Annotated in this window: 21 protein-coding genes; 19 read left to right on the top strand and 2 right to left on the bottom strand. The window is 70.1% G+C overall.

What is annotated here, in order from left to right; genetic code table 11:
- The first annotated feature begins 57 nt into the window (after positions 1-57).
- Together WFJ36_RS10720 and metE are read left to right on the top strand one after the other, a co-directional pair.
- Positions 58-1,005 carry a methylenetetrahydrofolate reductase gene (locus tag WFJ36_RS10720; RefSeq protein WP_336643272.1) on the top strand — a complete coding sequence of 316 codons (948 nt, stop codon included), beginning with the start codon at positions 58-60 and terminating at the stop codon, positions 1,003-1,005.
- 21 nt (positions 1,006-1,026) lie between these two features.
- Positions 1,027-3,336 (top strand): 5-methyltetrahydropteroyltriglutamate--homocysteine S-methyltransferase, encoded by a 2,310-nt coding sequence (gene metE, locus WFJ36_RS10715; RefSeq protein ID WP_071329704.1) that lies wholly within the window; start codon positions 1,027-1,029, stop codon positions 3,334-3,336.
- A gap of 79 nt (positions 3,337-3,415) precedes the next feature.
- Here metE and lexA read toward each other — a convergent pair whose 3' ends face one another.
- Complete coding sequence (gene lexA / locus WFJ36_RS10710; RefSeq protein WP_025105289.1) at positions 3,416-4,102, bottom strand: transcriptional repressor LexA; 687 nt, start codon at positions 4,100-4,102, stop codon at positions 3,416-3,418.
- A 283-nt stretch (positions 4,103-4,385) separates the two neighbouring features.
- On the opposite strand from lexA, the gene WFJ36_RS10705 reads away from it, so the two are divergent.
- The 6 genes from WFJ36_RS10705 to WFJ36_RS10680 all read left to right on the top strand — a co-directional run bounded on the left by WFJ36_RS10705 (position 4,386) and on the right by WFJ36_RS10680 (position 8,814).
- Complete coding sequence (locus WFJ36_RS10705) at positions 4,386-4,754, top strand: LysM peptidoglycan-binding domain-containing protein (RefSeq protein WP_071329705.1); 369 nt, start codon at positions 4,386-4,388, stop codon at positions 4,752-4,754.
- Between the two features lie 79 nt (positions 4,755-4,833).
- The gene (locus WFJ36_RS10700; RefSeq protein WP_177173848.1) at positions 4,834-5,928 is read left to right on the top strand and encodes a histidinol-phosphate transaminase; all 1,095 of its coding nucleotides are present in this window, start codon (positions 4,834-4,836) and stop codon (positions 5,926-5,928) included.
- A complete protein-coding gene (gene hisB / locus WFJ36_RS10695; protein ID WP_071329707.1) occupies positions 5,925-6,542 on the top strand; it encodes an imidazoleglycerol-phosphate dehydratase HisB in 618 nt (205 codons plus the stop codon). Before WFJ36_RS10700 ends, hisB begins: the two co-directional genes overlap by 4 nt.
- Positions 6,539-7,174, top strand: coding sequence for an imidazole glycerol phosphate synthase subunit HisH (gene hisH / locus WFJ36_RS10690; RefSeq protein WP_071329708.1), 636 nt, complete (start codon positions 6,539-6,541; stop codon positions 7,172-7,174). The genes hisB and hisH overlap by 4 nt, the downstream gene beginning before the upstream one ends.
- Positions 7,175-7,286: 112 nt before the next feature.
- Positions 7,287-8,033: a bifunctional 1-(5-phosphoribosyl)-5-((5-phosphoribosylamino)methylideneamino)imidazole-4-carboxamide isomerase/phosphoribosylanthranilate isomerase PriA gene (gene priA, locus WFJ36_RS10685; protein ID WP_025105284.1), complete on the top strand. Its 747-nt coding sequence runs from the start codon at positions 7,287-7,289 to the stop codon at positions 8,031-8,033.
- On the top strand, positions 8,017-8,814 hold the full coding sequence (locus WFJ36_RS10680) for an SseB family protein (protein ID WP_071329709.1): 798 nt from the start codon (positions 8,017-8,019) through the stop codon (positions 8,812-8,814). The genes priA and WFJ36_RS10680 overlap by 17 nt, the downstream gene beginning before the upstream one ends.
- A gap of 18 nt (positions 8,815-8,832) precedes the next feature.
- Here the strand turns inward: WFJ36_RS10680 and WFJ36_RS10675 are convergent, their stop codons facing one another.
- Positions 8,833-9,231, bottom strand: coding sequence for a DUF1844 domain-containing protein (locus WFJ36_RS10675; protein ID WP_025105282.1), 399 nt, complete (start codon positions 9,229-9,231; stop codon positions 8,833-8,835).
- A 232-nt stretch (positions 9,232-9,463) separates the two neighbouring features.
- Here WFJ36_RS10675 and infC point away from each other — a divergent pair, with 232 nt between their 5' ends.
- From infC to WFJ36_RS10620, 11 genes are all read left to right on the top strand, one after another.
- The gene (infC, locus tag WFJ36_RS10670; RefSeq protein WP_292790134.1) at positions 9,464-10,090 is read left to right on the top strand and encodes a translation initiation factor IF-3; all 627 of its coding nucleotides are present in this window, start codon (positions 9,464-9,466) and stop codon (positions 10,088-10,090) included.
- A 72-nt stretch (positions 10,091-10,162) separates the two neighbouring features.
- A complete protein-coding gene (gene rpmI / locus WFJ36_RS10665) occupies positions 10,163-10,357 on the top strand; it encodes a 50S ribosomal protein L35 (protein WP_025105280.1) in 195 nt (64 codons plus the stop codon).
- Positions 10,358-10,389: 32 nt separating this feature from the next.
- Entirely contained in the window at positions 10,390-10,776 is a 387-nt protein-coding gene (gene rplT, locus WFJ36_RS10660) for a 50S ribosomal protein L20 (RefSeq protein WP_017202428.1), read from the top strand.
- An 88-nt stretch (positions 10,777-10,864) separates the two neighbouring features.
- The gene (locus WFJ36_RS10655; protein ID WP_071329711.1) at positions 10,865-11,677 is read left to right on the top strand and encodes a TrmH family RNA methyltransferase; all 813 of its coding nucleotides are present in this window, start codon (positions 10,865-10,867) and stop codon (positions 11,675-11,677) included.
- A 22-nt stretch (positions 11,678-11,699) separates the two neighbouring features.
- The gene (locus WFJ36_RS10650) at positions 11,700-12,371 is read left to right on the top strand and encodes a response regulator transcription factor (protein WP_071329712.1); all 672 of its coding nucleotides are present in this window, start codon (positions 11,700-11,702) and stop codon (positions 12,369-12,371) included.
- Between the two features lie 3 nt (positions 12,372-12,374).
- Complete coding sequence (locus WFJ36_RS10645; RefSeq protein ID WP_336643271.1) at positions 12,375-13,748, top strand: ATP-binding protein; 1,374 nt, start codon at positions 12,375-12,377, stop codon at positions 13,746-13,748.
- A complete protein-coding gene (locus WFJ36_RS10640) occupies positions 13,745-14,710 on the top strand; it encodes a TAXI family TRAP transporter solute-binding subunit (protein ID WP_256209482.1) in 966 nt (321 codons plus the stop codon). The genes WFJ36_RS10645 and WFJ36_RS10640 overlap by 4 nt, the downstream gene beginning before the upstream one ends.
- Before the next feature lie 261 nt (positions 14,711-14,971).
- Entirely contained in the window at positions 14,972-15,718 is a 747-nt protein-coding gene (locus tag WFJ36_RS10635) for an amino acid ABC transporter ATP-binding protein (protein WP_025105274.1), read from the top strand.
- 46 nt (positions 15,719-15,764) lie between these two features.
- Positions 15,765-16,679, top strand: coding sequence for a glutamate ABC transporter substrate-binding protein (locus WFJ36_RS10630; RefSeq protein WP_025105273.1), 915 nt, complete (start codon positions 15,765-15,767; stop codon positions 16,677-16,679).
- An 84-nt stretch (positions 16,680-16,763) separates the two neighbouring features.
- The gene (locus WFJ36_RS10625; RefSeq protein WP_336643270.1) at positions 16,764-17,411 is read left to right on the top strand and encodes an amino acid ABC transporter permease; all 648 of its coding nucleotides are present in this window, start codon (positions 16,764-16,766) and stop codon (positions 17,409-17,411) included.
- Positions 17,408-18,334 carry an amino acid ABC transporter permease gene (locus tag WFJ36_RS10620; RefSeq protein ID WP_071329715.1) on the top strand — a complete coding sequence of 309 codons (927 nt, stop codon included), beginning with the start codon at positions 17,408-17,410 and terminating at the stop codon, positions 18,332-18,334. The genes WFJ36_RS10625 and WFJ36_RS10620 overlap by 4 nt, the downstream gene beginning before the upstream one ends.
- Positions 18,335-18,377: the final 43 nt, after the last annotated feature.

Raw genomic sequence — 18,377 nt, 5'->3', positions numbered from 1 at the left:
GCGAACGACGTGCTCTTCGTCGTGCGCGGACCCCGGCCCCTGTCCCCTGGAGAGAAGATGTCTTCCACGTTCGACACCGCTCGCGCCTCCCGCGTGCCGTTCTCGTTCGAGCTCTACCCGCCGCGCTCGGAGTCGAGCCAGGAAGCCCTGCACGAGACGGTCCGTCGCCTCGCCGCGGCCGGACCCGAGTTCCTCTCGGTGACCTACGGCGCGGGCGGGTCGACCGGCGGCCGCTCGCTCGATGTGCTCCGCTTCATCCGGGAGCACACCGACGTCGAACCCCTCGCCCATCTCACCTGCGTCGGCAACACCTACGCGGGTGCCACGGCGCTCATCCGGGAGTTCCTCGACGCCGGGATCCTCCGCTTCCTCGCTCTGCGGGGCGACCCGCCCGCGGGGCAGAGCGAGCCCTTCCTGGGCGACCTGGAGAGCGCCGCCCAGCTCGTGCAGCTCATCGATCGCGTGCAGGCCGAGCGTGCGCCGTACCAGGAGTCTCCGGTCCCCGGTCTCCCCGGAGCCGCACTCGTGGCCCCGCGGCAGAAGGTCGACATCGCGGTCGCCGCGTTCCCGAAGGGACACCCCCGGGCCACGCACCGCACGCAGGATGTCGAGGCGCTGCTCGCCAAGCAGGCCGCGGGGGCGACCTTCGCCATCACGCAGCTCTTCTTCCACCCCGATGACTACCTCGCCTTCGTGGAGCGCGCCCGCGCCGGAGGCGTCACCATCCCGATCCTCCCCGGCATCATGCCGATCACGTCGCCGGCGCGGCTGGCTCGGGTCCTGGAGCTGACAGGGGAGGACCTGCCCAGCGAGCTCGCAATCGCCCTCGACGTCGAGCCGACCGCCGAAGGGCGCCGGGAGATCGGGATCTCCTGGGCCGCGCGCCTCGCCGCCGACGTCGTCGCCGGCGGGGCCCCCGGCGTGCATCTGTACGCCTTCAACCAGCACGAGACCGTCCTGACCGTCCTCGCCGAAGCCGGCATCGTCCCGGCGCTCCGGCACTAGTCCCCGCCGAAAGGAAACACCATGACCGCATTCCCCGAGGGCACCATCCTCGGCTACCCCCGCATCGGCCGTCGCCGCGAGCTCAAGAAGGCCGTCGAGGCGTTCTGGGCCGGCCGCATCGACGAGCAGGAGCTGGAGCGGACGGCCGCGGAGCTGCGCGCGGCGACCCGCGAGCGCCTGGCGGAGCTCGGCCTCGGCCGCACGGACTCGTCCATCCCGGAGTCCTTCTCCTTCTACGACCAGGTCCTCGACGCCGCCGTCACGGTCGGCGCGATCCCCGCCCGCTTCGACGACCTCCGCGAGGCGGACGGCACGATCGGCCTGCCCGCGCTGTTCACCGTCGCCCGGGGCGAGGGCGAGCGCGCGCCGCTGGAGATGACGAAGTGGTTCGACTCGAACTACCACTACCTCGTGCCGGAGATCGGGCCGGAGACGGTGTTCTCCCTCGCCAGCGACCGCCTGGTGCGCGAGGTCGCCGAGGCCGTCGCCGCCGGCTTCGTCACGCGTCCCGTGGTCGTCGGGCCGGTCACCCTGCTGGCGCTCGCGAAGGCGTCGGACGACGCTCCGGAGGGCTTCGAGCCGCTCTCGCGGCTGGAGGACGTGCTGCCGGTCTACGTCGATCTGCTCGTCCGTCTGCGCGCCGCGGGCGCCGAGTGGGTGCAGCTCGACGAGCCCGCCCTCGTGAGTGAGTCGCTGCCGGCGACGCCCGCGCAGCTCGCCTCCGCCGCGGAGCGCGCGCTCGCGGTGCTCGGGAACGCCGAAGAGCGGCCCTCGATCCTCGTCGCGGCGCCGTACGCGAGCCTCGGCGCGACGTTCGCGACCGTGGCCGCCGCCCCCGTCGAGGCCATCGCCGTGGATCTCGTGCGCGGCACCGTGCCCGACGCGGTGCCGGGCCTCGAGGGCAAGACCCTCGTCGGCGGTGTGATCGACGGTCACAACATCTGGCGTGGCGACCTCTCCGCGGCGTTCGACTCTCTGGAGGCGCTCCGTGCGCTCGGGGCCCCGGTGTCGGCATCGACCTCGACCTCGCTGCTGCACGTGCCGCACGATGTGGACGACGAGACCGCGCTCGACGAGCGTCTCGTCTCGTGGCTCGCGTTCGCGGACCAGAAGGTGCAGCAGGTCGTGACTCTCGCCCGCGGCCTGTCCGCAGGGCGCACGGCGATCGCGGCCGAGCTGGACGCCGCGACCGCCGCGCTGCAGGACCGCCTGACCGCTCCCGGCGTGCGCGACGGCGAGGTGCGTGCCCGTGCGTTGAGCGACGCCGACTTCGCCCGAGCCCCGTACCAGGAGCGGGAGGAGGCGCAGAACGCCCTCGGCCTGCCGGCGCTGCCCCTGACGACGATCGGCTCCTTCCCGCAGACCGGCGACATCCGTCGCGCGCGCGCCCAGTTCCTCCGTGGCGAGATCCCCGAGGACGACTACGAGGAGTTCCTGCGCCGTGAGGTCGCCGCGGTCGTCTCCCTGCAGGAGGACCTCGGTCTCGACGTCCTCGTGCACGGTGAGCCGGAGCGCAATGACATGGTGCAGTACTTCGCGGAGCACCTCGACGGCTTCGCGGTCACGCAGCACGGCTGGGTGCAGTCGTACGGCTCGCGAGCCACGCGCCCGTCGATCCTCTGGGGCGACGTCTCGCGTCCCGCGCCCATCACGGTCGCCTGGTCGGCGTACGCCCAGTCGCTCACGGCGAAGCACATGAAGGGGATGCTCACGGGCCCCGTCACGATCCTCGCGTGGTCCTTCGTCCGCGACGACCAGCCGCTGGGCGTGACCGCGAACCAGGTGGCGCTCGCGCTCCGCGATGAGATCGCCGACCTGGAGGCCGCGGGCATCCAGGTGATCCAGGTCGACGAGCCGGCGCTCCGGGAGCTGCTCCCGCTGAAGCAGGCCGACCAGCCGGCGTACCTCGACTGGTCGGTCGCCTCGTTCCGACTGGCCACGGGCGGCGCGGCACCGGCCACGCAGGTGCACACCCACCTCTGTTACTCGGAGTTCGGCGTCGTGATCGACGCGATCCGTGCGCTCGACGCGGACGTGACCTCCATCGAGGCGGCCCGGAGCCGCATGGAGGTCGTCGCGGACATCGCCGAGGTGGGCTTCGACCACGGCATCGGCCCCGGCGTGTACGACATCCACTCGCCGCGCGTGCCCACCGTGGAGGAGGTCGAGTCCCTGCTCCGGCGTGCGGTCGACGAGATCCCGCTCCGGCAGCTCTGGGTGAACCCGGACTGCGGTCTGAAGACCCGCGGCTACGCCGAGACCACGGCGTCGCTGCGGAACATCGTCGAGGCGACCCGACGGGTGCGCGAGGACGTGGTGGTCACCGCCTGACGCGGTCGTCCCCGGACACACGAAGGCCCTCCCGGCGCACCGGGAGGGCCTTCGTCGTCGTCTCCGACGATACGGCGTCTCAGACCGCGCGCATGACCGCGACGACCTTGCCGAGCACGACCGCCTCGTCGCCCAGGATCGGCTCGAACGCGGAGTTGCGGGGCAGCAGCCACGTGTGGCCGTCGCGACGGCGCAGCACCTTGACGGTCGCCTCGCCGTCGAGCATGGCGGCCACGATCTCGCCGTTCTCCGCCGTGTTCTGCGAACGCACGACGACCCAGTCGCCGTCGCAGATGGCGGCGTCGATCATCGACTCCCCGGAGACCTTGAGCATGAAGAGGTCGCCCTTGCCGACGAGCTGCCGGGGGAGCGGGAAGATCTCCTCGACCTGCTGGTCCGCCGTGATCGGCACGCCCGCGGCGATACGCCCGACCAGGGGGACCAGGGCGGCATCGCCCACGGGGGTCGCCACGTCCGCCGGGTTCTCCGCGCCGGTGCCGGGCAGGTCGATGAGGACCTCCATGGCGCGCGTCTTGCCCGGGTCGCGTCGCAGGTAGCCGCTGAGCTCGAGCTGACCGAGCTGGTGGGTGACGCTGGACAGCGACTTGAGCCCGACGGCGTCGCCGATCTCGCGCATGCTCGGCGGATAGCCGTTCTGCGCGATCGAGGCCTGGATGACCTCGAGGATCGCCATCTGCTTCGGGCTGAGGCTCTTGCGACGGCGGGTGCGCGGCGCCTCGGACTCGAGGGCTGAGGTGTCGCTCATGGTGCTCCTTCACTGCGTGATCCGACGTGCCGCTTCGAATGTCGGTGGCCCGTGGTGGGGTGTCCTTATCGAAACCGTATCCGAGAAAAGCGCCGATCTGGAAGATCTGTTCGAGCGTGTCGGCCGATTCGCGGGGCGTGGTTTCGAAGACAGCTTGACAGATGTTCGAACTCGAAGATATCTTCGGAACGTAGCTTCGCATCCACGGCTCCCGGCCGAGTCGCGGATGCGAAAGCTACGCCAACCTCCCCGGGCTCCGGCGCCGGGACAGTAAGGAGCAGACATGAGCAGCATGAGCCTCAGCACCGCGACCGCCCTTCCGGCGCCGGCCCGTCCGGCCACCCGGCTGCGGATCACGGCCCGCGGCCGCCGCACCCTGCTCGCGCTCGCCTCCGTCCCGCTCGCTGCGGGCATTGCCTTCGCCGCCATCGGCGGGGGCAGCGCGATCGCCTCCGGTGTAGACGCACCGGCCGTCTCCGTCGAGACCGTCACGGTCATGCCCGGTGACACGCTCTGGTCGATCGCGAGCAGCATCGCTCCCGACGCCGACCCGCGGGATGTCATCGGCGAGATCAGCCGGATGAACCTCCTGCGCGGCGGTGAACTCCAGGTCGGTCAGGAGCTCGCGCTCCCGGCACGGTACACCGACTGACGCGGAGCCCGAGGTCCTGCCTCCGGTCCGTGACCATCCGATCGTCACGATGACCTCGGCGCTCCGTGCTCCTCTTAAGATGGGAAGGGTGACCTTCTCCCTCAACGATCTCCCGCTCCGCGACGATCTGCGCGGACTCACCCCGTACGGCGCACCTCAGGCCCCGCTGCCGGTCGCCCTCAACGTCAACGAGAACACGCATCCTGTTCCCGACGACGTCGCCAGTGACATCCTCGACGACATCGCCGTGGCGATCCGAGACGTGAACCGGTACCCGGACCGTGAGTTCACGACGCTGCGGGAGGCGTTCGCCGACTACCTGGGTCACGGCCTCACGCCGGAGCAGATCTGGGCGGGCAACGGATCCAACGAGGTGCTGCAGCACATCTTCCAGGCCTTCGGCGGACCGGGGCGCACGGCCTTCGGCTTCGCTCCCACGTACTCGATGTACCCGCTCATCGCGAAGGGGACCGGCGCGTCCTGGATCGCCGGTACCCGTCAGCCCGACTACACGGTCACCCCGGAGGAGGCGGCGGAGCAGGTGCGCGCGGCGGACCCCGACATCGTGATCCTCTGCTCGCCGAACAACCCGACCGGCACCCCGCTGGGGCTCGACGTGGTGGAGGCCGTGTACCAGGCGGCCCGCGGCGTCGTGATCGTCGACGAGGCCTACCAGGAGTTCGCGCCGCGGGATGCGGCGTCGGCCCTCACCCTCCTGGAAGGACGGCCGCGGCTCGCCGTCTCCCGCACTATGAGCAAGGCGTTCGCCTTCGCCGGTGCCCGCGTCGGCTACCTCGCGGCCGATCCGGCGTTCATCGACGCGCTGCGCCTCGTCCGGCTGCCGTACCACCTGAGCGCCTTGACGCAGGCGGCCGCCGTCGCCGCTCTCCGCAACGCCGACGTCATGCTCGGCATGGTGCAGGAGATCGTGGAGCAGCGGGACCGCATCACGGCGACGCTCGAAGCGCTCGGCTACACGCCGCACCTCTCGTGGTCCAACTTCGTGCTGTTCGGAGGCGTCGCGGATCCGCAGGCGACCTGGCAGCAGCTGTACGATCGCGGCGTGCTCGTCCGCGACGTGGGCATCCCCGGCCACCTGCGCGTCAGCGCCGGCACGGAGGCGGAGACGACGGCGTTCCTGGACGCCCTGGCCTCGATAGGATCGGCATCATGACCATCCCCGCGCCCACCGCACGCACCGCGAGCCGCGTGCGCAGCACGTCGGAGTCCACCGTCGAGGTCGAGCTGAACCTCGACGGCACCGGTGCGAGCCGCATCGACACGTCGGTGCCGTTCTTCGACCACATGCTCACGGCGTTCGCGAAGCACTCGCTGACGGATCTCACCGTGCGGGCCTCAGGGGACACCCACATCGATGCCCACCACACCGTGGAGGACGTCTCGATCGTGCTTGGCCAGGCGATCCTCGCAGCGCTGGGGGACAAGTCCGGCATCTCGCGGTACGGCGACGCCCTCGTGCCCCTGGACGAGGCGCTCGCACAGGCGGTCGTCGACATCTCCGGTCGCCCGTACCTCGTGCACGAGGGGGAGCCCGCAGGCTTCGAGCACCACCTGATCGGCGGGCACTTCACCGGATCGCTCGTACGGCACGTCTTCGAGGCCATCACCGTCAACGCCGCGCTGACCGTGCACGTGCGGGTGCTGAGCGGGCGCGACCCGCACCACATCGCCGAGGCCGAGTTCAAGGCGTTCGCGCGGGCGTTCCGGCAGGCGAAGGCCCTGGATCCCCTCGTCGACGGCATCCCGTCCACCAAGGGCGCGCTGTGAGTGCCGCGCCCCGGGTCGCCGTCTTCGACTACGAGTCCGGCAACGTCCACTCCGCGGTCAAGGCCCTCGTCGCCGCGGGAGCCGACGCCGTCCTCACGCGCGACCGCGCCGAGGCGCTTGAGGCAGACGGGTTCGTGGTGCCCGGTGTCGGGGCCTTCCAGGCGGTGCGGGATGCTCTGCACGCCCACGGCGGCGACGAGATCATCGGCCGTCGTCTCGCGGGCGGCCGACCGGTGCTCGGCATCTGCGTCGGCATGCAGGTGCTCTTCGAGCACGGCGTCGAGCGGGGGCACGACACCGCGGGCCTCGGCGAGTGGCCGGGCGCCGTGACGGAGCTCAACGCGTCCGTGCTGCCGCACATGGGCTGGAACACCGTCGAGCCGGGGAAGGACACGGTCCTGTTCCGCGGCATCGAGCAGGAGCGCTTCTACTTCGTGCACTCCTATGCCGCGCAGTCCTGGGAGCTCGACGTGATCCCGCCGTTCCCGCAGCCCGTGCTCACGTGGGCGGACTACGGCGGCCCCTTCCTCGCGGCCGTCGAGAACGGCCCGCTCTCGGCGACGCAGTTCCACCCGGAGAAGTCCGGGGACGCCGGCATCCGGCTGCTCCGGAACTGGGTGCAGAGCCTCTGACCCCGAGCCGCGTCGGCGCCCGGCGTCACGCGGTTTGTCCCGCGCCTCGCGGCGGACTACCCTCGTCTCTCGTGCCCTCTCGGGCCGCAGACCCACCCGAACCAAGGACCCCATGAACGACTTCGCGCAGTCCCCTTCGCTCACGCTCCTTCCCGCGGTCGACGTCGCCGGCGGCAAGGCGGTCCGTCTCACGCAGGGGGAGGCCGGGACCGAGACGAGCTACGGCGACCCGCTGGACGCCGCCGGGGAGTGGGTCTCGCAGGGAGCCTCCTGGATCCACCTCGTCGATCTGGACGCGGCGTTCGGTCGCGGGAGCAACGCGCCGATCCTGCGCAAGGTCATCAAGCAGTTCAAGAACGTCAATGTCGAGCTCTCCGGCGGCATCCGGGACGACGCGAGCCTGGAGGCAGCTCTGGAGAGCGGTGCCGCCCGCATCAACCTCGGCACCGCCGCGCTGGAGAACCCGGAGTGGGCGGCCGACGTGATCAGCCGCTTCGGGGAGGCGATCGCCGTCGGCCTCGACGTCCGTGGCACGACGCTCGCCGCGCGCGGCTGGACGAAGGAGGGCGGCGACCTCTGGGAGGTGCTCGAGCGCCTCGAGGACGCCGGCTGCAGCCGCTACGTCGTGACCGATGTGACCAAGGACGGCACGCTGCGCGGCCCGAACCTGGAGCTGCTGCGCGAGGTGACCTCGCGCACGCCGAAGCCGGTCGTCGCCTCGGGTGGCATCTCGAACCTCGACGACATCGCCGCGCTGCGCGACCTCGTGCCCCTGGGCGTCGAGGGAGCCATCGTCGGCAAGGCTCTGTACGCGGGCGCCTTCACGCTCGCGGAGGCCCTGGATGTCGCCGGAGACTGACCCCCACGCCTGCGGCCCCGAGTCGCACAACCGGGCCGATTCCGCCGGGGTGCCCTGGGAGGGCCGCAGCTTCGAGTCGAACCCGCATGCGGCGGACGACGGCTCGGCGGACCCGGCTCTGCTCGCTGCGCTTCACCGTTTCCGCGCGGGGGAGGGAAGCCAGGCCGAGGTCGTCGACGCGTTCCGCTCCGCCCGGGTGCTCGTCCCCCTGATCGCCGAGAAGGGCGAGGAGGGGGTGGCCCCCAGCGGTCTGGCGGTGGACAAGACGCAGGAGCTCTCGATCGTCACCGTCGCCGCCCCGGACGGACGCCGCGTCCAGCCGGTGTTCTCGTCGGTCGAGACGATGCAGCGCTGGGATCCGTCGGCACGCCCGATCCCGGTCGAGGCCGTCCGCGCGGCCCTGGCCGCGTCGTCGGAGGACACCGACCTCATCGTGCTGGACCCCACGTCCGACACCGAGTTCGTGATCCGCCGCCCCGCCGTCTGGGCCGTGGCGCAGGGGCACGCGTGGGAGCCGAGCTTCCTCTCTCCGGAGGTCGTCACCGCCCTCCGGGAGAGCATCGCCCACGAACTCGCCGTGATCGACATTGCGGTCGCGTCGGGAGACCCGGACGCCCGGCTCCGCGGACCCGAGCTCATCGTGGTGCTGGAGCTCGTCGACGGACTGGAGCGCGAGGTGCTGGATGCCGTGCTCGCCCGGCTCGCCCAGCGCTGGGCCGCGGACGACCGCATCGCCGTCCTCGCCGACTCTCTGGCGGTCAAACTCCGCCGCAGCAGCTGAGGCGGAGCTTCGGCCGGATCAGGTGACGGGGCCGGTCCACTTCTCGCCCGGCCCCTTGCCGATCGGGTCGGGGATGGTCGAGGCCTCGCGGAAGGCGAGCTGCAGCGAACGGAGGCCGTCGCGCAGTGAGCGTGCGTGCATGTCGCTGATCTCCGGGGCGCCGGCGGTGATGAGCCCTGCCAGGGCGTTGATGAGCTTGCGCGCCTCATCGAGGTCGAGCTGGGCCGCGGCGTCGGGGTCGTCCGCCAGGCCGAGCTTCACGGCCGCGGCGCTCATGAGGTGCACGGCGGCGGTCGTGATCACCTCGACGGCCGGGACGTCGGCGATGTCACGGACGGCCGAGGAGGCTGCCTCCTCCTGCCGAGCCCATCGCTCCTCGCGCTCGCGGGCCGCCTCGTCCGATGCCTGGTTCGTCACTTCGCCTTGCTTTCTGTTAGACTTTGGCGGGCTCCGGAGCGTCATGCTCCGGATCGAAAGAGGATTCACTTCCCACCCGCGCTTGCCGTTCCAGGCTACCGGGTCTTGCGCTCCGCCGGCTCCGCTCGTCATGAGAGGCCGGTAGACAGGGTGCGAAGCCGGCATCTGAACGCCGGCGGGTGGGGGACGACTCCGATTTCGCCCGGGATGCAGACCGCATCACGGTGGCCGAATCACATCGTCTAAGGAGCTCCGCATCAGCGATCCCCGTACCAATGAGCGCATCCGCGTCCCCGAGGTCCGCCTCGTCGGCCCCGCGGGTGAGCAGATCGGCGTTGTCCGCATCGAGGCAGCGCTGCGTCTCGCCCAGGAAGCCGATCTCGACCTCGTCGAGGTCGCCCCGAACTCGAAGCCGCCCGTCGTCAAGATCATGGACTACGGCAAGTTCAAGTACGAGGCCGCGCAGAAGGAAAAGGAAGCGCGTCGCAACCAGGCGAACACGATCCTCAAGGAAGTCCGCTTCCGTCTGAAGATCGAGGCGCACGACTACACGACGAAGCTCAAGCGCGCCGAGGGCTTCCTCAAGGCCGGCGACAAGGTCAAGGCCATGATCCTCTTCCGCGGTCGCGAGCAGTCGCGCCCGGAGCAGGGTGTCCGTCTGCTGCGCAAGTTCGCCGAGGACGTCGCCGAGTTCGGCACGGTCGAGTCGAACCCGACCATCGACGGCCGCAACATGGTGATGGTCGTCGCGCCGCACAAGAGCAAGTCCGAGGCGAAGCAGGAGCAGAACGCCGTGCGCGCCGCGAACAAGCAGGCCGCGCGCGAGGCGAAGAACGACGCGGACGCCAAGGCGGAGTAGGTCCGCCCCCAGAACTCCCGCACCGCGGGTTGACACCGTCGCCTGAGAAGGCGCCATACGAAGGAAGAGAAGATGCCGAAGCAGAAGACCCACTCGGGTGCTAAGAAGCGCTTCAAGATCACCGGCAGCGGCAAGCTGAAGAAGCAGCAGGCCGGGATGCGCCACAACCTCGAGCACAAGTCGAGCCGTCGCACCCGTCGTCTGAACCAGGACCAGGTGCTCGCGAAGGCGGACTTCAAGGTCGCGAAGAAGCTTCTCGGTCGCTGACGCGCCCGATCGCAGGATAGGAACACAGGAAAATGGCAAGAGTCAAGCGGGCGGTCAACGCCCACAAGAAGCGTCGGGTCATCCTCGAGCGCGCCTCCGGCTACCGCGGTCAGCGTTCGCGCCTCTACCGGAAGGCCAAGGAGCAGGTCATCCACTCCCTGGTCTACTCGTACCGGGACCGCCGCAAGCGCAAGGGCGACTTCCGTCGTCTGTGGATCCAGCGCATCAACGCTGCGGCCCGCCAGAACGGCATGACGTACAACCGCTTCATCCAGGGGCTGGGCCTCGCGGGTGTCACGGTCGACCGTCGCATGCTCGCCGACCTCGCGGTGAACGACGCCGCGACGTTCACGACGCTGGTCGAGACGGCGAAGAAGGCTCTGCCCTCCGACGTCAACGCGCCGAAGTCGGCCGCGTAAGCATCTCGCTTCCGAACGGGCGCTTTCCTCCGGGAAGGCGCCCGTTCCGCGTATCCGGGCGGCGTCGGGCTGACCGTAGACTGAGTTCGTGCTGGAGAACCCCCGTTCCCCCCGAGTCCGTGCCGTCGCCAAGCTGACCAAGCGCAGCGCGCGCACCGAGACCGGTCTTTTTCTGCTCGAAGGTCCGCAGTCCGTCCGTGAGGCGCTGACGTACCGTCCCGAAGCGATCGTCGAGCTGTTCGCGACCCCGCACGGGTGGGAGAAGCACGCGGACATCCGAGCCGTCGCCGCGGAGGCGGATGTCGACGTCGAGTACGTGAGCGAGGACGTCCTCCACGCGATGGCCGACACGGTGACCCCGCAGGGGCTCGTCGCGGTCGTCCGTCAGACGCCGACCTCGGTGCGGGACATCTTCGATGCGGCACCGCGTCTCGTCGCGATCTGCGAGGAGGTGCGCGACCCGGGCAACCTCGGCACCATCATCCGGGCCGCCGACGCCGCCGGCGCCGATGCCGTCGTGCTCACTGGTCGCACGGTCGATCCATACAACCCCAAGGTGGTGCGGGCGACGACCGGCTCGCTCTTCCACCTTCCGGTCTCGGTGGGCAGTGAGCTCGACGAGGTCGTCCGGCGTGCACACGATGCGGGCCTGCAGATCCTCGCGGCGGACGTGAAGGGGGACGACCTCCTCGCGGCACGCGCCGACGGCGTGCTGGGCGAGCCGACCGCCTGGCTGTTCGGCAACGAGGCGCGCGGGCTCGAAGATGAGGCGCTGACGCAGGCCGACCGTGTCCTCCGGTTGCCGATCTTCGGCCGCGCCGAATCGCTCAACCTGGCCACCGCGGCGAGTGTCTGCCTGTACGAGAGCGCGTTCGCCCAACGCGCGGCCTCCACCGGCTGACCGGCGAAGAACGGGACGCGGGATGCAGATACTGATCGTCGAGGATGACGAGCGGGTGGCGGGGGCCTTGCAGGCCTTCCTCGCGCGCTCGGGCTACGCCACCGTGCATGCGGCCGACGGGGCCGCGGCGCTGGAGCACCTCGATGCGGACACCGAGGTGGTGCTGCTGGATCTCGGGCTGCCCGACGTCGACGGGATCGATCTGTGCCGCCGCATCCGCGGGCGCTCCGACGTCCCGATCGTGATCGTCACCGCGCGCAACCAGGTCGCCGAGCGGATCAAGGGACTGCGCGCCGGTGCCGACGACTTCGTGGTGAAGCCCTACGACGTGCACGAGCTCCTGGCGCGGATCGAGGCAGTCACCCGGCGATCACGGCCGCTGCGCACGGAACCGGACACCCGGGTGCTGCTGCATGACGGGGCGGTGCAGATCGACCTCGTCGCGCGGGAGGTGCAGGTCGGCGGGGTGCCGCTCGCGCTCACCCGCAAGGAGTTCGACATCGTGGGCGTGCTCGCGCGGTATCCGGGCGTCGCGGTGCCGAAGGAGCGCCTCATCCGCGAGGTCTGGAACACCGATTGGCGTGGCTTCGGCCACTCCCTCGAGGTGCACGTGGCCGCCATCCGGAAGAAGAGCGGCGATCGCGCGTTCATCGAGACCGTGCGTGGCGTCGGCTACCGGCTCGCGGGGTCCTGACGCGTGCGCCGCCGCCTGACCGTCGTCTTCCTCGTGCCGTTGATCATCGTGCTCGTCGCACTCGGCGGCGTGACCGGGTGGAGCGCGGCACGCAGCGTCCAGCAGTCGTTCTACGCCGAGCAGCTCGGCGACCTCGGGTACTTCGCGACGAGCGCCCGACAGGCGCTGCGCTCCGGGAGTCCGGCGGTGATGGACGCCGAGGTCCGCCGCTTCCAAGAGGTCTACGGGATCGAGGTGACCGTGTTCGATCTCACCGGCAGCCCCTGGGCGGCCGGTGACCACGGAGACACGGTGCTGTCGGAGGAGGATGCGCAGCGGGTGCGGTTGGCGCTCTCCGGTCGCCGCGCCGAGCAACCGACGTCCTCCCCGTGGGTCGTGTCCGATGCGGCACTGGTGGAACCCGTGTTCGACGACGGGGATGTGATCGGCGCGGTGCTCGTCACGGGTGGCACGGACACGCCGCAGACGGTCATCCTGCGGCAGACGCTCGTGCTCGCTCTCATCGTCGTGCTGCTCAGCGCGCTCGGCATCCTCCTGGTCGCGGGGCTCGCGCGCTGGGTGCTCTCGCCGGTGCGCCGTCTCGACGAGGCGATGGCGGCGATCGAGCGGGGGGAGATGGACGCCCGGGTGGCCGAGGGGACCGGGCCGCCCGAGCTGCGGCGCATGACGCGGGTGTTCAACGGCATGGCCGACGAGATCGAGCGCGTCATGACCCGGCAGCAGGAGTTCGCGCTGAACGCCTCGCACGAGCTGCGGAATCCGCTCAACGCGCTGTTGCTGCGCGTCGAGCACCTCGCGACAGGGCTGGGGCACGAGTGGGACCACGACGTGGAGGAGACCAGGGAGGAGGGCCGGCGGATGACCCGCATCCTAGAGACGCTCCTCGGGCTCGCGCGCGGCGGTCGCACCGACTCCACCATGTCGGCGGTCGATCTCGCCGCCGTGGCCGCCCGCCGAGTCGAGGCATGGCAGGAGGTGGCCGCCCAGCGGGCCATCGTGCTGCGCCGGACGGGGGAGCCGTCGGTCATGACGATCACCGACCGCACCATCGTCGAGAGTGCTCTCGACGCCGCGATCGACAACGCGGTGAAGTACTCGCCGGAGGGCTCGTCTATCGAGGTCGGTGCGCAGCGCGAGGGCGACGAATACCAGCTCACCGTGCGCGACCACGGTCCCGGGCTGTCGCCGGAGGACGCGTCGTCGGCGGCGGACCGCTTCTGGCGGAGCGCGGACAGCGGTGACATGCCGGGAACCGGGCTCGGGCTGGCGATCGCGACCGACCTCCTCGCGACGGTCGGGGGCGAGTTGAGGGTGTGCGGCGCCGACGGCGGCGGGCTCCTCGTGGCCCTCGTCCTCCCCGCGGAGGCGGCAGCGTGAGCCGGCGGGGGCGGCGCGTCGTCGCCGGGATGCTCGCGCTCGTGACGGCGGCGGTCGCGGTGAGCGCGTGCAGTCCGCGTTCCGAGGACTGGACGGAGACCGCCGCCGTGCTCGCCGCGGGCAGCCCCACCGGTGTCTACCACGACTACGGCAGCCACCTCGCGACAGAGCTGTCGCGTGGGCTCGACGTCGACCTCACGGCGGAGGTGACGGCGGGATCGGTGGACAACCTGCTGCGCGTGAGCGCGGGGGAGGCGCTCCTCGGCTTCGCGCAGGGCGACGCGGCTGCCGATGCCGTGGCGGGGACGGGAGCGTTCACCGAGCCGCTGGACGTGCAGGCGGTCGCCCGTCTCTACGACGAGTACCTGCAGATCGTCGTGCGGGACGACTCGGCCGTCGAAGACCTCGCGGACCTCTCCGGACGGACGATCTCTCTCGGGGCCGAGAACTCGGGGGTGAACGTGATCGCCACCCGCGTGCTCCACGCGGCCGGCGTCGCGGCCGACGTGATCGACGATCCGCAGCTCGACCTCGGCGGGTCGATCGCCGCGATGGAGCGCGGCGAGATCGACGGCTTCTTCTGGGTGGGAGGGCTGCCGACGCCCGGCATCGCGGACCTCGCGGAGACCATCGACGTGCGCCTGCTCCCGGTCGAGCAGGACTGGGTGAACGCGGTCAACGAGCGCTACTCGCATGCGTATCGACCCGCCGATGTGCCCGCAGGCACCTACGGCCTCGATGCCGCGGTGACGACGTTGGCGGTGCCGAACTACCTCGTCACCGCCGGCAGCACCCCGCCCGGCGTGGTGCATGACCTCGTCGCCGGCCTGTTTGCCGCGCGCACCACGCTGGCCGCCGACGTCCCGGCGGCGGCCCTGCTGGACCGACGATCTGCGATCTTCACCGGGCCGGTCCCCCTGCACCCGGGCGCGGAGCAGTACTACCGCGATCTGCGCCGGTGACCTGCGCCCCTCAAGAAATCCTCAAGATCTCTGACAGCCGTCGGCGCGCTCTGCCAGGGTGAGGTCGATCGCACACGATCGGACACCTGCTGCCTGCTGTCGCTGGGAGCGTGGCAGCAGGGCGATCCCGCGGCCCGAGGGGGCGGGCCGTGGGGTGCCCTTGCGAAGATGCATTGGCCCCGCGATCAGGTGATTACGAACATGTAAACCTCACCGTGGTGCCTGGAACCGCGCGCATCGCGTGGCTAGTTTGGAGAAATGATGACCTCTGAAACCCCGCTCGTCGTCGTCGAGAACGTCCAGAAGCACTACGGCGAGTTCCAGGCGCTCAGCGACATCGACCTCACCGTCAACGCGGGGGAGGTCGTCGTCGTGATCGGCCCCTCCGGCTCGGGCAAGTCGACGCTCTGCCGCACGATCAACCGCCTGGAGACCATCACCAGCGGCTCGATCCGCATCGACGGCAAGGAGCTGCCCGCGGAGGGCAAGGCACTCGCGCACCTGCGCGCCGACGTCGGCATGGTCTTCCAGTCCTTCAACCTCTTCGCGCACCTCACGATCCTCGAGAACGTGACGCTCGGCCCGATCAAGGTCCGGGGACTCAAGAAGTCCGATGCTGAGGCCGAGGCGATGATGCTCCTCAAGCGCGTCGGCGTCGCCCAGCAGGCGAACAAGCTTCCCGCGCAGCTCTCCGGCGGCCAGCAGCAGCGCGTCGCGATCGCACGGGCCCTCGCCATGCAGCCGAAGGTGATGCTCTTCGACGAGCCCACGAGCGCCCTCGACCCGGAGATGATCAACGAGGTCCTCGACGTCATGGTCGAGCTCGCCCAGGAGGGCATGACGATGATCGTCGTCACCCACGAGATGGGCTTCGCCCGCAAGGCGGCCGATCGCGTCGTCTTCATGGCGGACGGTCGGATCGTCGAGGAGGCCAAGCCCGAGGAGTTCTTCACGAACCCGAAGAGCGACCGCGCCAAGGACTTCCTCTCGAAGCTCCTCACGCACTGACTTCCCAGACCCAGCACCCACAGCACAGCACACGAAGGAGACGCACATGCGACGCACACGGACACTGGCCGGATTCGGGATCGCCACGGTGGCGCTGCTCGCGCTCACGGCCTGCAACAGCGGCACGCCGTCGAGCACCGGCACCTCGGGGAGCGACGAGGGCGACACCTCGAGCAGCACGCCCTGGACCGTCGAGGAGGACGTCACGATCGAGGGGAGCCCCACGTTCGACCGCATCTCCTCGTCGGGCACCGTCAAGGTGGGCGTCAAGGAGGACCAGCCCGGTCTCGGCTACCTCGACCCCGTGACCGGCGAGCGGACCGGCTTCGACGTCGACATCGCCCGCTGGATGGCGGCATCCCTCGGCGTCGACCCGGAGAAGATCGAGTTCCAGGCGATCGCCTCCGCGAACCGCGAGCAGGCCATCGTCAACGGTGACATCGACTACTACGTCGGCACCTACTCCATCACGGACAAGCGCAAAGAGCAGATCGCCTTCGCCGGTCCCTACTTCGTCACCGGCCAGGGCCTCCTCGTTGCCGCCGACAGCGACATCGCGAGCGTCGACGACCTCGACTCCTCGACGACGGTCTGCTCGGCGACGGGTTCGACGCCGATCCAGAACATCAAGGAGAACTACCCCGAGGTGAAGACGAAGGAGTACGACACGTACTCCAAGTGCGTCGAGGACCTCAAGAACGGTCAGGTCGACGCGGTCACCACCGACGAGGCCATCCTCATCGGCTACGCCGCGCAGGACCCCGACAACCTCAAGGTCGTGGGCGAGCCGTTCAGCGAGGAGCGCTACGGCATCGGTGTGGCGAAGGGCGACGACGCGCTCGTCGAGTACTTCAACACGCAGCTCACCGACGGTGGCGACATCTGGCAGCAGATCTTCGACAACAATCTCGGCGCCTCCGGTGTGAAGGCCGAGCAGCCCGAGGTCGACCCGGTCGGTTGATCTCCCGGGGGCGGCCGGTCCGACCGGCCGCCCCCGTCCTCCTCGGCGTCGACCTGACGCGGAAACGAACCGAAAGGCACAGCAGTGGGAGTGATCTCTGACCACCTCGACCTCTGGGGTGAAGCGCTGTGGGGAACCATCGCGCTGTTCCTCGGCGGTGGCCTCATCGCCGTGGTGCTCGGACTCATCGTCGGAGCGGCCCGCGTGTCCCCGGTCCCGATCGCGCGCGGCGTCGGCGCCGTGTACGTGAACTGGATCCGGAACACCCCGCTCACGCTGGTGATGTTCTTCTTCGCGTTCTGCCTTCCGATCCTGATGGGGGAGCGGGTCAACTCCCTGCTGCTGGCGACGATCGCGCTCGGTATCTACACCGCCACGTACGTCGCGGAGGCGATCCGCGCCGGCATCAACACGGTGCCGGTCGGACAGGCGGAGGCGGCACGCGCGATCGGCCTCAACTTCGGCCAGGTCATGCGCTTCGTCGTGCTGCCCCAGGCCACGCGGTCCGTGGTCCCGCCGCTCATGAGCGTCCTGATCGCCCTCATGAAGAACACCACGGTGGCCGCCGGCTTCTCGGTGGTGAACCTCGGCACGATCCGGGCGGCACTCAGCGAGCGGGGCGAGAACGCCCTCATCGTGCTGCTCTGGGTCATGGTCATCTTCGTCGTGCTCGTGCTGCTCCTGAGCTGGGTGCAGCGCGTACTCGAGAACAAGTGGAGGATCGCGCGATGAGTTCCGTCCTGTTCGACGTCCCGGGCCCCCGCGCGGTCGCCCGCAACCGGATCATCGGTGCCGTCACGATCCTGGTCGTGCTCGCCGTGCTCGGCTGGGTGGTCTGGCGCCTCTACGCCACCGGCCAGTTCTCCGCGGAGAAGTGGAACATCTTCACGTACTCGGCGGTCTGGGTGCGGTTCGGGGAGGGGCTGCTCAGCACGCTCTCCGCGTTCGCCGTCGCCGGTGTCGGCTCTCTGGTCCTCGGTTTCATCCTCGGCATCGGCCGCCTCTCCGAGCACGTCTGGGTGCGTGAGCCGGTGCGGTGGATCATCGAGATCATGCGGGCGATCCCCGTCCTGATCCTCATGATGCTGCTGTACTACGGCCTCCCCGTGATCGGCATCAGGATGCCCCCGTACTACGCGGTGGTCATCGCGCTCATCGTCTACAACGGCTCCGTGCTCGCGGAGGTGCTGCGCGCGGGGATCGAGTCGCTGCCGCGCGGACAGAAGGAGGCCGGTTACGCGATCGGTCTGCGCAAGACCGGGGTCATGTACTTCATCCTCATCCCGCAGGCCGTCCGGGCGATGATGCCCGTGATCATCGCGCAGCTCGTGGTGGCCCTGAAGGACACCGCGCTCGGCTTCATCATCACGTACAAGGAGCTGCTGTACGTCATCAACCAGATCGGCAACCAGGCGCCCTACGGGTCGCCGCTGATCCCCGCCGCGATCGTCGGCGGCTCGATGTACGTCGCGGTCTGTCTGGTGCTCTCCTACATCGCCTACCGCATGCAGCGTCGGGCGAAGCGCTCGGCCAAGGCCGGGCCGGACGAGGCGGACCCTCGCCAGCACGACGGGGAGACGAACACGTCGCTCATCGTGGCGCAGCGCGGGCTGGGCAAGTTCGACGCCAACAGCTCCGGCGCTTCCGGCCTCTGAGCCGCCACCGGCGCGGGACGCCCGTCCCGCGCCGGTAGACTCG

Source organism: Microbacterium sp. MMO-113, assembly GCF_037148555.1.
Lineage (GTDB): Bacteria > Actinomycetota > Actinomycetes > Actinomycetales > Microbacteriaceae > Microbacterium.
This window is presented reverse-complemented; position numbering and strand designations above follow the sequence as displayed.

Coding starts and splice junctions, on each gene's coding strand:
- WFJ36_RS10720 (WP_336643272.1), top strand. CDS start 58: ATGTCTTCCACGTTCGACACCGCTCGCGCCTCCCGCGTGCCGTTCTCG.
- metE (WP_071329704.1), top strand. CDS start 1,027: ATGACCGCATTCCCCGAGGGCACCATCCTCGGCTACCCCCGCATCGGC.
- lexA (WP_025105289.1), bottom strand. CDS start 4,102: ATGAGCGACACCTCAGCCCTCGAGTCCGAGGCGCCGCGCACCCGCCGT.
- WFJ36_RS10705 (WP_071329705.1), top strand. CDS start 4,386: ATGAGCAGCATGAGCCTCAGCACCGCGACCGCCCTTCCGGCGCCGGCC.
- WFJ36_RS10700 (WP_177173848.1), top strand. CDS start 4,834: ATGGGAAGGGTGACCTTCTCCCTCAACGATCTCCCGCTCCGCGACGAT.
- hisB (WP_071329707.1), top strand. CDS start 5,925: ATGACCATCCCCGCGCCCACCGCACGCACCGCGAGCCGCGTGCGCAGC.
- priA (WP_025105284.1), top strand. CDS start 7,287: ATGAACGACTTCGCGCAGTCCCCTTCGCTCACGCTCCTTCCCGCGGTC.
- WFJ36_RS10680 (WP_071329709.1), top strand. CDS start 8,017: ATGTCGCCGGAGACTGACCCCCACGCCTGCGGCCCCGAGTCGCACAAC.
- rpmI (WP_025105280.1), top strand. CDS start 10,163: ATGCCGAAGCAGAAGACCCACTCGGGTGCTAAGAAGCGCTTCAAGATC.
- rplT (WP_017202428.1), top strand. CDS start 10,390: ATGGCAAGAGTCAAGCGGGCGGTCAACGCCCACAAGAAGCGTCGGGTC.
- WFJ36_RS10650 (WP_071329712.1), top strand. CDS start 11,700: ATGCAGATACTGATCGTCGAGGATGACGAGCGGGTGGCGGGGGCCTTG.
- WFJ36_RS10635 (WP_025105274.1), top strand. CDS start 14,972: ATGACCTCTGAAACCCCGCTCGTCGTCGTCGAGAACGTCCAGAAGCAC.
- WFJ36_RS10630 (WP_025105273.1), top strand. CDS start 15,765: ATGCGACGCACACGGACACTGGCCGGATTCGGGATCGCCACGGTGGCG.
- WFJ36_RS10620 (WP_071329715.1), top strand. CDS start 17,408: ATGAGTTCCGTCCTGTTCGACGTCCCGGGCCCCCGCGCGGTCGCCCGC.